This is a genomic window from Desulfuromonas acetoxidans DSM 684 (assembly GCF_000167355.1).
Lineage (GTDB): Bacteria > Desulfobacterota > Desulfuromonadia > Desulfuromonadales > Desulfuromonadaceae > Desulfuromonas > Desulfuromonas acetoxidans.
The window spans coordinates 179,365-195,101 of record NZ_AAEW02000007.1; the positions used below are offsets into that span (position 1 = coordinate 179,365).

Sequence of the window (15,737 nt, forward strand, 5' to 3'; positions counted from 1 at the left end):
TTATGCCGCAAAAGAAAAAGTTCTGTGTCATCGGTTTGGGTAATTTTGGTTTTCACGTCGCTTCCAGCCTCTATGCACAAGGCCACGAAGTAATGGCCATCGACTCGGATAAAGAAAAGGTTCAGACCGTGAAAGACCTGTGTTCTTACGCCATTCTCGGTGACGCCGCCAGCAAGGATTTTCTTGATGGACAGGGGATGAGCGAGATGGACGCGGTGATTATTGCTACGGGTGAGCGCTCCCACCTGTCAACACTGATCACCTTGTATCTCAAAGAACTCAATGTGCCACGTATCCTGGTCAAGGCGATCAATGAGGACCATGGCCGCATTCTGGAAAAAGTCGGTGCCAGCGAGGTAATCTATCCGGAGAAACATATGGCGCAACGCATCGCTCACAGTTTATCAAGTCCCAATCTACTTGAGTTTATTCCTCTGGCAGAGGATTATTCCCTGTCGGAAACAGCTCCGCCACGTGAGTTTATCGGCAAGACACTGGTTGATCTCAACCTGCGCCAACGTTTTCATGTGACGGTGATTGCCATCAAGGATGTGATTTCCGATCAGTTTATTGTCGCTCCTCAGCCAATGCACACCATCAAGGATAGTGATGTACTGGTATTGATTGGTAAGACGGAGGATGTGAAGAAGGCTCTGAATTCATAGAATTGAGGCTGGGCTGCTCAATAACAGACTAATGGAGGGTGGGCACCGCCCCACCCGGTAGAGTGGTGCCACGGAAGAAATAAAGTAAGTCATAAGATTGTTATCACCGTTTTACGCCACAGGCGATAAGTTGCACGATTCGTCGACCTAAAGGGCGGCGAGCCGAATCCGTGAAGCATCACGGAAACAGACACAGTGTCGGTGGATTCAGGTTCAGGAGAAGTTCAAGCTGGTTTTTGCCTTTTGAGCGGCCAGTCAAAAGGGTGTCGGCTGCCGGGACGAAACCCGGCGACCTTGACTTTGATCTTGAGTGGTTCGTAATACGCAACGAATCGCTCTGGCGAACTTCATCCGTTCTCATAGTTGGTACCCACATGACGCGGGCTTCCGCGCCCGCTCGTCGGGGCACTTTTGCGTCGACAAAAGTACCGCAAAATCGACTCCCGTCATTGCACCCTTACGGGTTCCCTCTCTCCATTCTCTTACATCGCAATGTCGGCAAAACTCGCTGACGCTCAAACAGGTTGCCGACAACCATTGCGCTGACGTTCATTGCGTTCGGTGCTGCTGAACGGGAGGGCTTGGCTGCTCAATAACAAACCCAGGCAAGGGTGGGCACCGTCCCACCCGTTTGAGCGGGGCCACGGAAGAAATAAAGTGCAGCTTCAATTGGTTATCAACGTTTTACGCCAAAGATGATGAGTTGCACGATTCGCCGACCTAAAGGGCGGCGAGCCGAATACGTGACGCATGACGGAAACAGACTCAGTGTCGGTTGATCTAGGTTCAGGAGGTGTTCAAGCTGGTTTTTGCATACTTTTGAGCGGCCAATCAAAAGGATGTCGACTGCCGGGACGAAACCCGGCGACCTTGACTCTGACCTTGACCTTCAGTGGTTCGAAATCCGAAAACTGATCGTTCTGGCGAACTTCATCCGTTCGCGATGGTGGTGCCCACATGACACGGGCTTCCGCGCCCGCACGTCGGGGCACTTTTGCGTCGACAAAAGTACCGCAAAATCGACTCCCAAGGGGTTGTCATCAATCAGCCTTCACGGAGTTGTTGCGGATCTTTTTCACGTCAGCTGCGTTATCGGTCGTCGCCATAGAACGACTATAGCTCCTCCCTCTGCCTTGCTGACGCAAAAAATCTCACGCAACACCTCTCGTTCATCTGATCAATAACAACCCCATTGCATCCTTACGGGTTCCCTCTCTGCGTTCACTAACACCACGATGTCGGCAAAACTCGCCCAGTCGGCATCAGTCCTCAAACAGGTTGCCGACGATCATCGCGCTGACATTCACTGCGTTCGGCGCTGCTGAACGGGGGAGCTTGGTTGATAAATGACAAACCCAGGCAAGGGTGGGCACCGTCCCACCCGTTTGATCGGGGCCACACCAGAGATAGAGCGCGACTGAAGATTGTTATCACCGTTTTACGCCACAGGAGATGAGTTGCACGATTCGTCGACCTAAAGGGCGGCGAACCGAATCTGTGACGCATCACGGAAACAGACCCATTGTCGGTGGATTTAGGTTCAGGAGGTGTTCAAGCTGGTTTTTTGAAGCGCGTCGCGAAAAATAAGCGCGAAAAATTGCGATAAATCGCCGTCAGATTCCTTTTGACACAATCAAAGCATATTTGACAAATCAAAATAATCCTGCCTGCTGGCCGCGAATCTCCGTTCCAAATCCTCCCCATGATCCATAGATCAATTCAACGCAATCACTTGGTTGATCTGCTCCACCGACAGTGTATTGATAATCGACTTCAACAACAGGAAGATCTGCGAATAATTCCCTGATCTCTGGATGGCCATTAATGCTGATGATCATCTTACCTTTGATCGTGCGAGCAAGATCCAGGAGCCGCTCATAATGCTTCCAATCGAATTCAACGCCATAGCCTTCGACTTGCCAATATGGTGGGTCACAATAAAAAAGCGTGTGTTGACGATCATATTTGGCGACAACTTGGTCCCACGGCAAGTGCTCAATCGTTGTTTGTGACAAACGGAAATGCGCATCGGCGAGGTCATCCTCTATCGTCATATAGTTGAATCGTGGCCGCGATGTTGTTGAGGTGCCGAATGTTTGCCCATCAACCTTTCCTCCGAAAGCCAGCTTCTGCAAATACAAAAAAACGGGCCGCACGTTGGACATCGGTTAAGGTGTCGATGGGTGTCCGTTTCAAGCGATCCCAATTCTCCCGGCTGGTCAACACCCACTTAAATTGTTTATACAGCTCCTCGACGTGTAGCTGGACGATCCGATAAAGATTAACCAGGTCGCCATTAATATCGTTGATTATTTCCACCTGGCTTGGCTGTTTCATAAAGAAGAGTGCCGCCGCGCCACAGAATGGCTCGACATAACACTGATGGTCGGGGAACAAGGGAAAAATTCGGTCAGCAAGTTTACGCTTACCACCGATCCAAGGAATGATTGGCTTTGTCATGTGAGTAGCCCCTTATCAAATCTGTTTTGATGTGATATTTTTTCCCTGCCGTGTACATGGCGGGGAAGCCTTGGCCTTGCTCACAGGTCTGGTCTGTGGGTTGGGCGGCCGGGCGGTAGCTCCAACTATCTCCCGGCCGCTTCCTCTTCTACCTTTACACTCCGGTAATCTCGATCTGATCCTCAACGACGTTGCCGTCTGATGTTGCGGCGTAGAACTTCAGGGTGTAGCGGCGTCGTGAGACCACGTTGTAGACTCTGGCCATGATCTGCTGACCTTCGTAGCTGAAGCTGCCGGTCTCGATCATGGCTTCAGAAACGTCGCTGCCGGTATCGTCATAGATCTCGGCGCGGGTGGTGCCGCGATTATTGTTGGCGACGATGGTTTCTCCGTCCGGGATCTCGTCGGATTCCGTCCAGTCAATGGCCAGCATCATGGCTTCTCCCGGCTTCATATCAATTTCGTTGGGCGGGTCCTGGTTACGCATAATCCACCGCCAGCTCTCCAGCGTCATTGCTGGTATTCGTTGCACCAGCCGTGATAATTCTCTTCAGCCACAGACGACAGCTACTCCCTACCGGGATATCCGGCAGGGTCAATTTGCTTGCTGTATTGTAGTGGCCAAATGTCACTGTGGTGGGCGCGGTGGATTCGTCGGCGATGGATTTTGTAGAATCGATAGCGTTAGCCGGTGTGTCCTCGATACCGGCATCCAGGCTGGAATCGGCGCTGGACGTTTCGGTATTCATGTAGAACTCCGCCTCGACGGCTGCCTCATCGCCATTGTTGTAAATATCGACAGCGCGATACTCTATATCGCCCGCCGCCGCTTCCTCCTTTGTTACCTTGTCAAATAGATTGTAGAGCGCGGTGGCGGATAATTCTGTCGCCGTGGCTGCGCCGCCCAGACCGCTGGTTGTTTCACGAAAGATCAAAGTTGCAGGCATGGATACCTCCTTAGTCTGCGAGGAAAATGAGAGTGCGATTGGTCGCGTTGAACGCCAGCCGCCGGTTATCTGCGGTAAAGAGTGTGGTGCGGTTGGTGGCCAAGAATGTCTTGATCGGGGCCGGTATATCTTCAGAGTCTATATCCCAGGCCGTGGCGAGTTCTTCCGCCGTGAGAATGCGCCAGGCCGTGTCTTTTTCCAGCTCAGCCTGGATACGCCAGGCCACGTCCTGACCAGTGACTGTCAAGACCCGCCATGCGGTATCCTGTTCAACGGAATTCTGTACACGCCAGGCGGTATCATTGGTGATTGTATGTTGGATGCGCCAGGCGGTTTCCTTGCTCGCCGCCTCGGCAATGCGCCAGGCTAGATCATTTTCAACACCGGCCTGAATGCGATAGGCGGTTTCTTTTGTGGCGGTGCCTTCGATGCGCCAGGCGGTGTTTAAGGTGAGAAAACCGCCGGTGAGGATCTGCCAGGCTGTTTCGACGTTGGTGGCATTAAGAATGCGCCAGGCCGTGGCCCGGTCGATGCCGCCCAGAACGCGCCAGCCGGTTTCTTTGTCGGCTACGGTCAGAATCCGCCATGCGGTATCTGCCGCCGCTGTAGCGCGAATGGTCCAGGCGCTGTCCTTGACAGATTCTGCGAAGATACGCCAGGCTGTTTCCAGTGGGGAGGTGGCGTTGTGGATGCGCCAGCCGGTTGTTTTAACGGCAGCAGATTGGATGCGCCAGGCGAGTTGTTTCTCCGTTATGGTTTCAATACGCCAGGAGGTATCCAAAGTAAGAGATAGCCCTCCGGCACTCTCGGTGTAGGTGGCGTAAATGGAGTAATAATACGCCGCCGAGCTATACCCACCTGGGAAGGTTGAAGGCAATGCACTTGAATATGTGTACGCAGAATTCCTGAACCGCACGCCGCCGGAATCATAATAAATATTCATCGCGCCGCCAAGTAAAGCAGCCAACCAATAACTCGCCGCCGAAGATACAGATACGCCGACCTGAGCAGATCCACCTTCTCCAACCGCTGTGGCATTATTATTTGTGCCGGTGAGTTCGCCCGTATAGTCGATGAGCGTCCCAGGGTAAGATGAATCATTGTCATAAAGGCCAAGGACAAAATTATCACCACCCGTCAGGCTACTTATGAATGTGATCGCGTCTAAGGTGCCGCTTACTGCCGGGGAGAATGGGCCAGTAGAAAACAGATAATTAGCCGTTGAAGCGACAGAACTGGCACCAGTCGTTTCGTAACCGAGGACAGGATCAAGCGTGACCGGCCACACTGCCGCATCAAGCCATTCTTGCGGCGGAAGATAGCAGCGTAATTCCCCATCAATAAAGTCCTGATCGCCCCAGTAGACATTCTCTTCAGCATCAATCCATTTTGGGCGCTTTATGTGGCAAAATTTACCCGTTTCATAGTTGACTAGTTCTTCACCGGCGGCGTTTAAATAGCGGCCAGACTGGTCCCAGTAGAGGGCATAGCTATTGATGATGTCTTCTGGCCGATCACAGCCCGCCGCGATTTCTTCGACGGTTAGTTCAAGTTGCTTATGCCAGGTCAAACCTGCAGGGAATTCAGCAGTAAAGACTTCATAGTCAGCTGGCAACGCCGCAGACGTCGCATATTCAATATCCCATTCGACCGACCCTTCACTAATTTTGTGCTTGCGGCCCGTTGCACTGACGGGGATCTCAACTCCGGCTCCGCCTTTGGCGTTAACAAAATCTTTGGCAGTGTCCTGTTGTCTTACATGGTTCACGTCTGCATGGGATATTTTAAGCCAACACTCTCCTCCCCATTTCTGACTGTGGACTTCAGGCAAAACAACTGCAGACGGCAAAGCCTGTTCAGCACGACCTATCAGGATCTCGGCAGCATGCTGGGCCATGCGGTACTGCGCCGCTCCCGCGATTTTTGCGAGTGCCTGATCCGGTATTTTATCAACACGCTGTCTCGCCATAATCAATCCCTACGCCGCCACCGGCCACGAAACAGCGGCGGTGGAAAATTACCTAAGTCATCCTTACGCGGCACATACTCAATCGCCCGACCAGACACCAGCCGCACATAACAATGCGGTGCCTTAAATCGCCACCAATACCGACGGCGGGTCATTTCAAATACCAGCTCGGCACCTTCATGGCGATGACGCCGCCAGGCGATATATCCGGCAATCCAGCAGTTGCTGGGCATCATTCATCCGCTACGATATCGGCGCGTACACCGTATCGAAGTAGGTTTTCAAAAACGCTTTGAGATCAGACAACGACACTGTGACCAGAGTGTTACTGTCTTCACTGTCCAGAGCAGCCAGCAGATCCCCATCCACCAGGGCGGTTTTAGCCGTAGCCGCTGCCACGGCGGATTGTGTTTTGTCTGCCCCGGACGCAATGCCATTCAGCTTTCCTACCTGGGTTGCCGTCATTAACCCTTTCTGGGTGGCTGTTGCCGCCTGAATATCATCCGCGCCGCCGGTGTGGCTTGAGGCATGTGCCTTTGGCGGGTGCAGTTCATCTCCGGCCAGATCTTTATGAGTTGGCATAGTTCCTCCCTATGTCGTGACGATGTCACCGGACGAGGTCAACACAACTTCTCCGGTTGATGTGGTAATAATTTCATGGGTGATACCGGCAATTGTTTCCGGCGTGATCGGCAGCGCTGCCGAGAACACCAGATCTGCCGGTTCTGAATAGTAGATGTTGCGACCTGCAACTTTGAGATAATAATCTTGCGACAAATCGAGGCCGCTGATCGATGACGACAATGCCGACACCGTAGCAACAACGTTAGTCGATGCCGGAGTGAAATCCGTTGTTGTACCGAGGCACACCAGATAACTGGTAGCACCATCTATCGCATCCCATGAGATTGTCACGGCACTCTCGGCGACAGACTGCAAAACGAGATTTATAGGAGCTATTAGCGGATCGAGACTAACGTCCAAGGTGGATACAGCGTTGATCACATGATCGACACCGGCGACGGTAATTGTCTTAATAACTGTGACCTGAATGGTAAAGCTAGTCCATGGCCCACCGAGCAGCGCGATCTGAGTGCCACTGATTGTTGCAGTGGTCACGCCGGGGTCAATGTCCTGGCCTGTAATCTCCTCACCGGCAACCAACAGCTCAACATCATACGATTCAGCTCCACTATAAGCATCCCAGGAAACAACTATTCCTGCATCATCAGCAGAAACCAGTGTCAATCCGGTTGGACCGACCATAAACTCATACGCAGCAGTTTCTATGTAAGTCGTTGACAACGTGTTTTCATCTTCATAAGCCGTAATTTGAACAGTCACGTTTTCTGCTGTTGTCTCGAATGTAAGAGCATGGTCAGAATAATGATCTTCCAGAGTTGTATAACCGGAAAAATCTTGGTTTATTTCAATCAACACTTCAGCCGCAGCTCCAGCCCATGTTACGCAAAGAGCCTGACCGGTCTCTGTTTCCTGTAAATAACTCAAAGAAATATCACTCAGAAGTATCGTCGCGGTCTCTCCCCATGTTCCATCTCTATCTGGTGCATTTCCTTGGTTGGCATAAACTTCATCATGAACCACGACACCGGATATTTTTATTTTGCGATTACCTCTAGGGGTGATGCTTTTGACCTGAACAGCCAATGGTTCAACTGAACTTGGTGCAAACAGATATCGTGTTGCCAACACATTATCTGCTTGAATGGTTTTTATCGAGGCGATGTTCCCTGAAACACGATGGGCATAATCCGTCGGAGTGACAATATAAGGCCCGGCAACGGCACCATCTTCGGTGGATACATACATCACCCCTTCAGTTTCATCCTGAAAATCCACTGGTTCAGATAACCATATATCTGTTCCTTCAGCCGCAGCGATCACGCCAGATTGGCCAGATCCAGTAAAGCGACATGGAACGATAATCTTTGAGAACAATTTCGGAATTCGTCCAAGCAATCCTGTTTCAAATTCAACAGCTTCCCGTCTATACCGATCAGCTAAATAGATTTGCATACCGACTTCGTATGCCTGCTGCCGACTTCCGACTGCCAGGCTGACCTCTTGTGGTTTATCTGTACTACCGCCAAGAGCGAGGCAGGTAACCGGAACGTCATCCCAAGACTCCTGATCAACATAAGTTGCATCAACGCAAGTCATTGCGTCGGCAGTACGTGGGGCAGAAACGATCTTTAATTTATCCAGTGCATCTTCGTTATAGGCACAACTATATGTTGCCTGATATTTGTCTCGTACCAGACTAAACAAACCGCCTGGCAAATACGGGACAGAGAGACCACAGTCAGCCGCCTTTGCTGTTGCGTCCATTACATTGGTTTGTCGATCAAAACTGTAGTCAAATGTGTAATCAAGAGTCGAAAACTCTGTGCGCAATTCATATAGTTCTTCAAAATCAAGTAGGGAGGTATCCTGATTGCCACCGTTATTTGCAACGACCATATAAGCCACAGCGTCAACAATAGAACGAGTCGCCTGCCTTGACGTACCAAATCCTGTTGCCGTAACCGGAGTGAGTTTACGTGTCTGAATCGTATTAATTTCCGAGCCAGTACCTCCGTTAAGCTGATCGGATGCCTTGATCACAGCCTCGATCATTGTAACGTCTCCATACCCTTCATGTTTGCCACCATAAGCACGCAAACCCGTCAAATAGCACTTATCCGATACCTTTGATGATCCACTTGCCTCCGTAGTTCTTCTAGCGCGGAATTCATAGCGAGCTAATCCCAACGGAGCAGCAATTTTATGGGAATATCGCAAGGGATCTTTGCTCCTTGCATTAAACGTATATGTTGCAAAAGTGGTCCATTCGCTCGTGGCATTTCCAGCATCATTGATAGTGCGAACCTCAGTCGCAACAGTGACAGAACGGTAGCGCATCTTCCCCTCACTGTTGTAACGAACCAAACCGGCAGAGAATGTGATGTCAAACTCGATATGGTACGCTCTAGTGCCAGCTGCTGATACCGCATAGGTGACATGATCAGTGCTTAACTCCTGATTAGACACTTCGTTACACGTCCAAACAACATTAGTTACCAATGTCGGCAAGGTGCCAGGAGGTAGGATTGCGAAACTGGTGTCGGCATAGTCCGCAAGAGGAGTATTGTCGACATAAACCCCCTCAACGTCGTAATCACCAACACCAAGGAAACCAAGAAAATATAGATACTGGTCGTTATCTATATTGCGAACATAGCTTTGCTGAGCCAGGTCAGGAAAGACCTTCCTTCGCCCGAAGTGTTCACAGAACGGATCACCAATTCTTAATCGGTTGCTACCAGAATTGAATGAATAAATACTTGCCGGGGTTCCGTAATCGACACCGTCAGTCGCCAGCGATCGAGAATAGAGATAGCTACCAAGACTGAGCAATAACATGACGACATAAGGAATCCAGCTTGCTGCTGCTGCTACTTCAACAAAACGGATCTCTGCGTCAACTGGCAACGGGTCATTCCAATGCACACGCATTAACGGCACGTTATTCACGAGCAAAATTACCGGTTGCTCTCGAGGAATTTCAAGTAAGGAAACGACCTGATTTGCAGTAGCCCCATCCTCGACATCTATTTGAGATGCCACCTGAAACGGTTCCAGTTGATTCTTACTGTGAAGAATTCTCATAGGTCCAATATCCCATAATGGTAAAACCGTTTTGTCGTAGCGAGGTGGAATCATCCAACACCACGCCGATTTCCTCCATTGCATGGAGAATTAGGCGTTTTCCGTTAACTAATACCACCATGCCTATATGGTGCTGGGATCTCCCATTTCTCGATAAGTAAACAGCGTCCCCTTCCTGAGGATCAGTTGTTGAAGCGTAACCGAATTCACGTGCCATATCTGCGGTGACCATCCTGACACCAACCTTTGCCGGGTCTTTATCAGGTGGGATATTAACGAGTGGAAGATCACGCCCGAATCGTTCAAAAACGATACGCCTAAACCACATATAACAAGCCATATCCGGGGTAAATTTCTGGCCGATATAAGCACTGCTCCAGTGCTGTTGGCTGGTCATACTAAACCTCCCGGAATAAGGGTTGTAGTCATACGACGACGCGGAAAAACAATATTGACAAGATCCGCATACAACGCCTTAATTGTCGTCACCTGGTTATCTTCATCCATCTCAACTTTTGAAATTTCCAAGGCCGCAGGCAACTGACCTGCCGGATCAGTTGTGTCGGTATATTCATAATAATAAAGTTTCATGGCGTCCGTTTTACTGGCTCCGGAGAACAGCGTTCGTTTAATTGATAAGGGTAGCAGGTCAATTTTTAAGGTCAGTTCTCCGCGTGTCTCAGCTTCGACTTCTGGAAGTTTCATGCTCCACTGCACAGGAATAAAGCTCCCCAAATTTGCGGTGAACACTTCATAGCTATTAACAAGTAAAATGCTTTCCAGCCAGGAGCTGTGCGTGATACGAATCGCCTCCCAGATAGTCGTTTCTGGATTAGCGTAGGCGATAGCCTCTTTATAAGCCGTAGTCAATTCCACTTCTATTATTCCCCCTTCTTTAAATGAGCAGCCTAATCAATCCTGAATACCTTAATCCATCCGTCACTTTCTCCAGCGGCGTGCGCAAGCGCAAGATGGGTATCGTCAATTTTTATAAGGGAATGATGCGTTCCGTAGGTACTGTATTGAAAGCTGTCATGTAGACTGATTGAATAATCGGTTGCAATTTCGAATGTTTTCATATTCCCTGGATTCCCACCAGGGTTGTAAGCTAAAGAAATGTGCGTATCATCAATCTTAACGAGAGAGTTGTAGTAGGCGTAATTTACATCATGCTCAAGACTGGAAAGTTGGGTAATTGAGTAATCAGGTCCGATCTCAAATGTTTTAATAACACCACCAGAGTTTGACACCCTACACGCCAAGGCGAGATGGGTTTCATCGAGCTTTATAAGTGAATTATAAATTGCCTCTTGTGAGCCATGCCATAAAGCACCGAGTTGGGTGATTGAAGAATCAGATCCGATTTCGAATGTCTTTATATAACCGTCATTCCCACCACTTGAATAAGCCAAGGCAATATGGCTATCATCAATCTTCACAAGAGAGTTATACGCCCCGGCCAGGGCGTCATGTTCCATATTTTCGACTACGGTCAATGAGTAATCGGCAGCAATCTCAAACACCTTAATCCATCCGTCACCTTCATAAGCCGCGTGAGCCAGAACAAGACGGGTATCATCAAGTTTTATAAGTGAATGGTGACTCCCATACACACTGTATTGAAAGCCCTCAACCTGGTTGATTGAATAGTCGGCCGCTATTTCAAAAATCTTGATATTTCCAGGATTTCCGCCTGCGTTATAAACTAATGCCAGATGGGTGTCGTCAATTTTGACAAGGGAATTATCTGTGCCGTTATTCGTATCATGCTCAAAATTTGAAATCTGGGTAATGGTGTAATCAGCATCAAAGCTCAACAGCTTTATATATCCATCACTTCCGCTGCCAGCGTAAGCCAAAGCAAGCAGGCCAGGCTGTACCAGGACAAATGAGTTATTCGTTCCCTCACCAGCATCATGTTCAACGTTGTATATCTGGACTAACAGATAATCTAATTCTGGTGGCTCAAGTACTGGCTCACCTGGGCCAAGTGTGGGCCACTCAGCATCACCCCAGGCCACAGCAGCCGGAGCGATCCAGAAGCGCACTGCATAGTCGCTCTTTAAAACCCCCTTTGCCTTACGCTTTGGATATGAGGCAATACGGGCGACATGATCGGTGTAACCCAAGGTGGCCAGCCAGTCGGCCGTAAACCAGTTCGCCCCCATGTTGCAGGTGCGGGCATAGAAATATTCCACGGCACCCACTAACTCGTTTGGAATGCGCAGCGTGGCAGTGGCCCTGGCAAAGGCACCGGAACCGAAGCGGCGCGCTTCGATGCGGCCACTAAGCTGTCTGGTGCGTACCAGATTACTGCCGGGCACGATATTGATATTTTTACGCTCCACAGGAGGGAGATTTTCAGGCCAGGCAACTGCCATACTATGCTTCCTCCTCTGGCAACCAATAGGCCACACTACTGTCCGCTGCCAGTGGCACGTCGGCAATAAACTCCACTTTAATGCTGGCAATAAACTTATGGCCGGAGCTTTTAAACGCCGGGGCAGCGATGATCCGGGCGAAATGATGGCTATAGCCAGCCGTCTCAAACCAGTCGGCCGTAAACGGCGCAGCACCATCATTCAATGTCGTATGATAAAAGGAGATCAGCGCCTGCATCTGATCCACCGTCAAACTCACCTTGAAACTATCCTCGCGTTCCGGGTAGGTGCGCAGGCGCAGCGGGTTCAACGGTGCCTCATCATCAGCGAGACCGCAGGCGGTGGTATCATCAAAGTCAAGCATCGGTGCCGGAAGTGTGGTGGGCCATTGTTCCATCAGCGCCTCCGTCCATAACGGGCATCAAAGGCACGCGCCACACCGGCATTGCGGCTCATCCGTGATGTCATATCCCGTTCAAAATCTTCGATCATGATCTCGTAGTTACCATCGTCGTCGTAAGAGACTGAGGCTCCGGCGTTGGCTGATTCAACAATGGTGAAGTTCGGTGAACTCGACCCTGCGCCACCTTTCAGCCAGGCGTCAAGTCGGTCAAATGTTTTGTTCTGCTCACGGGACAGCACCCGTTCCCTGGTCTGCAAAATTGCCGGAACCTCATCTGATGCCAAACCACCGATATGAAACCTGGGGACATACACCTCTCCGCCGCCATGCAAAATCAATCCTCCGGTGTGGGCAACGACCGTTGTCGTTGACGATGCCGCTGTCGATCCGGCTGCTGATCCAGCGCTGGCACCTCCTCCTCCTGAAGCCCCAGCAGCCGCCTTTGCCGCAGCCAAAGCCCAATAGGCGGCGGTCAATTTAGCTGCGACAGCTACCTGGGCAGTCATGGCCGCGGTCAGGCTGGTTGTGGCAGCAACCTCGCTGGTGGTCGTGGAGAGGTTTTCTTTCTGGGTCAAACCCAACGCCTTGAGGATCTGGGTGACGATCTGCTGGCTGACGATCTGGGCAAAGGTGCGCTGAATGCCCTGGGCGAATTGATCCCAGTAATCACCGAGCGAATCCAGCTCACCACGTTGGGCATCGAACAGCAGTTGCTCAAAAGCTCCCTGCATGTTTTCCGCTGTACTGTTGGCCATGGCTTCGCCCGCTTCGAAGGCGGTGGCCACATTGTCGGTCCAGTCGTTGATCGCACCTGAAAAACCCTCCTCAAACGTGCCGTTGAGTTCCTGCATTTGTTCCTGCAGTTCCACCAGGGCGTCGCGGGTTGCATTCAGAGCATCGAGCTGGGCATACCAGGCATCGGCATCCGTGGCCCGGTCCATCTCGTTGAGGGTTTCCTGCTGGACATCACGTAACTGGCTGTAGAGTTCCAAGCGACGGGTTAAGGCTTCCTCTTCGCCCATTCCACCGGTGCGTTCGGAGCGGTCCACTTCAGACAGGGAGGCGTTGATTTCATTTTCCCTGGCTGCGGCACGGATCTGCGCCGCCTCGGCGGCTGATTCGCGGCGGATGCGGTTCTTTTCCGCTTCGGCGGCGCGGGTGGCATCAACACTGCTCTGCTCATACTCAGCAGCGGAGAGTCCGGCCTGTTCGAGCAGATCGAGCTGTTCCTTCAGCCAGCGATCCGTCGCAGCCAGACGTTGTTCCAGTTCACTGCCGGTCAGATCGGTGATCTGCGCCTCAAATTCGGCCAATGCGGCGGCGCGTTTTTCTGCCGCTTCGGTGGTGATGGCGGTCTTTTTCTGCTCGGCGGCCGCATAGGTGTCGGCCATACGCTGATCGATCTCGGCGGCGGACAAACCGGCCTTTTCCAGCAAAGCGCGTTGCTGTTCCACCCAGGCATCGACCTGGGCCAGACGGGTGGCAATTTCATCACCCTGCATGGCGGTGAGTTCGAGTTCGTAACGCTTGAGGGCAGAGGCGCGGTCTTTGGCGGCCTTTTCGGCCTTGGCAACCGCCTCTTCATCGGTTCCAGAGTCGTTTTGAACATAGGTGATTCCGGTGTTGCTCTTCTGTCGCTTCTGTTCTTCTGCGGTGCCCAGATCAACGAAAGCAGACGGAGAAGGGACCGTCTGCGGGGTTCCTGATACCATGGTTTCAGCAACCAACACCGCACCTTCAGCAGCGCGCAGGGCAATCTTCCCCAGCCACTGAGCTTCATCGGAGGTTCCCAGAGCGATCAGACGCTTTAAAATGTCGTAGCTGCGTTCGAACATGTCGCCGAGCTGTGCGGCAGTTTCAACAAACCCAGGGTTCCATTCGAGGGTTCCTGTTTCCTCGTTGAGTTTGAAAACATCTTTTGCCAGAGCAGCCAAATCAATTTTGATCTGTTCAAAAACAGGTTTACCGATCCTACCGGTTACTTGCTTGAAGATGTCCGCCGTATTGGACCACAAACCTTCCCACGTTTTCTGGCTCTCGATTCCGGCAATCTGGTAGGCAGCAAGCTTGTCCATCAGGTAGTCAAAAAGATCACCACCGTTTGCCTTGACTTCGGCAATATCTTCATTCCTTAGGCCAAGGACGGTAGCAACCCGGCTGGTTTTTGGGTCGATCGCCCCAGTAAGAATCGAGCGGGTTTCCTCGCCGAGCATGTTGAGATTAACGCCGATCGCTCCAGCCGCTTGCACCATGGCGGTGGTAAATGCTTCGACCTGATCACGGTTAAAGCCCTGCGCCATGGCGACGGGCAAGGTCTCCTGATAGGCGCGAATCAGCTGGTCCAGAGTGGCCAGGGTTTGAAAGTTCGCCACCTGTAATTTTTCGGTCATGGCGGCGGCGTCATTTTGCGCGGCGCGTAAGGCGGCTTGCCCTTCTAGGGCTTTGCCCGTGGCATCGTCAATATATTGTCCAGCGGTCATATAGGAGGTTGCGATCCCCAGACCGGCGGTTTCCAGGGTGGCGTTGAAATCGAAGAACAGCGTATCCACCAACCGCGATACCTGGCGAACGGCCAATTCCAGAATCAGGAACTTTCCGGCCAACGCGCTGACGCTTCCGCCAAGACTAAACACCTGGCTATTGCTGGATGCTGCTGTCGCACCGAGACTTTTCAACTCACGGTTGGTGCGAGAGACCGCCGTTTTCATGGCGTTTTTGGCACGGGCAATTTCATCCGCACTGGCCACGCCGGAATTGCGGATTTTGTCATAGGCAGCAACCGCTTCTTTTTGTTCCTTGAGGATCGCCGCCGTGGAACGCACACTCAACGTTTCAAATGACTGGGCGAGGCGATCTGTGACCACCTCACCCTTGGCCAAAAATTCGTTGTAGCGCTGCTCCGACGTTTTGGTTTCTTTCTGGTTGCGCTGGAGCGAAGCTGTCACCTGATCGAGCGCGGTGGACATCTGCGCCGCCATTTGCGCGGCAATAGTCGACAGATTAGCGACATCCTGCTGGATGGCTTTAATCACCGCGTTGGTGCTGTTTTTTGCTGTAAATTCTATTTGAGCCGTGTTGGCCATAAGACTTCCAATCGCACTCCCAATCGCGCTTCAGGTTCAGTTTGCCAAAAATGCCAAGTTTCCGATTGATCAGTTCGGGCAGGTAGCGCACACCCTGGGCAGGGCGTCGCCAAACATGCTCCGACATTCTTCAACGTCTTTTCCTTTGCAGTATTCTCCG

The 15,737-nt window shown here is 51.4% G+C and carries 12 protein-coding genes and 1 pseudogene; 1 reads left to right on the forward strand and 12 read right to left on the reverse strand.

All coding sequences use genetic code 11. From position 1 onward, the window contains the following. Nucleotides 1-2 precede the first annotated feature (2 nt). Nucleotides 3-665, forward strand: a complete 663-nt coding sequence (locus DACE_RS07620) for a potassium channel family protein (RefSeq protein ID WP_005999965.1) — start codon at nt 3-5, stop codon at nt 663-665. A gap of 1,652 nt (nt 666-2,317) precedes the next feature. On the opposite strand, the pseudogene DACE_RS18975 reads toward DACE_RS07620, so the two are convergent. The 12 genes and pseudogenes from DACE_RS18975 to DACE_RS07680 form a co-directional block, all read right to left on the reverse strand. Further along, a pseudogene (locus DACE_RS18975) lies at nt 2,318-3,125 on the reverse strand (DNA adenine methylase). Between the two features lie 154 nt (nt 3,126-3,279). Next, nucleotides 3,280-3,612, reverse strand: a complete 333-nt coding sequence (locus tag DACE_RS07630; protein WP_005999967.1) for a hypothetical protein — start codon at nt 3,610-3,612, stop codon at nt 3,280-3,282. Continuing rightward, a complete protein-coding gene (locus tag DACE_RS07635) occupies nt 3,605-4,072 on the reverse strand; it encodes a hypothetical protein (RefSeq protein ID WP_005999969.1) in 468 nt (155 codons plus the stop codon). Before DACE_RS07635 ends, DACE_RS07630 begins: the two co-directional genes overlap by 8 nt. A gap of 10 nt (nt 4,073-4,082) precedes the next feature. Beyond that, nucleotides 4,083-6,041 carry a hypothetical protein gene (locus tag DACE_RS07640; protein WP_005999972.1) on the reverse strand — a complete coding sequence of 653 codons (1,959 nt, stop codon included), beginning with the start codon at nt 6,039-6,041 and terminating at the stop codon, nt 4,083-4,085. 2 nt (nt 6,042-6,043) lie between these two features. Next, complete coding sequence (locus DACE_RS07645) at nt 6,044-6,277, reverse strand: hypothetical protein (RefSeq protein WP_155809035.1); 234 nt, start codon at nt 6,275-6,277, stop codon at nt 6,044-6,046. Nucleotides 6,278-6,284: 7 nt separating this feature from the next. Further along, nucleotides 6,285-6,623, reverse strand: coding sequence for a hypothetical protein (locus tag DACE_RS07650; RefSeq protein ID WP_005999974.1), 339 nt, complete (start codon nt 6,621-6,623; stop codon nt 6,285-6,287). Nucleotides 6,624-6,632: 9 nt separating this feature from the next. After that, complete coding sequence (locus DACE_RS07655) at nt 6,633-9,710, reverse strand: fibronectin type III domain-containing protein (protein ID WP_005999976.1); 3,078 nt, start codon at nt 9,708-9,710, stop codon at nt 6,633-6,635. After that, nucleotides 9,691-10,107, reverse strand: a complete 417-nt coding sequence (locus DACE_RS07660; protein WP_040366498.1) for an NlpC/P60 family protein — start codon at nt 10,105-10,107, stop codon at nt 9,691-9,693. The genes DACE_RS07655 and DACE_RS07660 overlap by 20 nt, the downstream gene beginning before the upstream one ends. Further along, a complete protein-coding gene (locus tag DACE_RS07665) occupies nt 10,104-10,586 on the reverse strand; it encodes a DUF1833 family protein (RefSeq protein WP_005999978.1) in 483 nt (160 codons plus the stop codon). Before DACE_RS07665 ends, DACE_RS07660 begins: the two co-directional genes overlap by 4 nt. Nucleotides 10,587-10,618: 32 nt before the next feature. Next, nucleotides 10,619-12,091 (reverse strand): hypothetical protein, encoded by a 1,473-nt coding sequence (locus DACE_RS07670; RefSeq protein WP_005999980.1) that lies wholly within the window; start codon nt 12,089-12,091, stop codon nt 10,619-10,621. A 1-nt stretch (nt 12,092) separates the two neighbouring features. After that, nucleotides 12,093-12,488, reverse strand: a complete 396-nt coding sequence (locus DACE_RS07675) for a hypothetical protein (protein ID WP_005999983.1) — start codon at nt 12,486-12,488, stop codon at nt 12,093-12,095. Next, the gene (locus tag DACE_RS07680) at nt 12,488-15,577 is read right to left on the reverse strand and encodes a hypothetical protein (RefSeq protein WP_005999985.1); all 3,090 of its coding nucleotides are present in this window, start codon (nt 15,575-15,577) and stop codon (nt 12,488-12,490) included. Before DACE_RS07680 ends, DACE_RS07675 begins: the two co-directional genes overlap by 1 nt. Between the last annotated feature and the right edge of the window lie 160 nt (nt 15,578-15,737).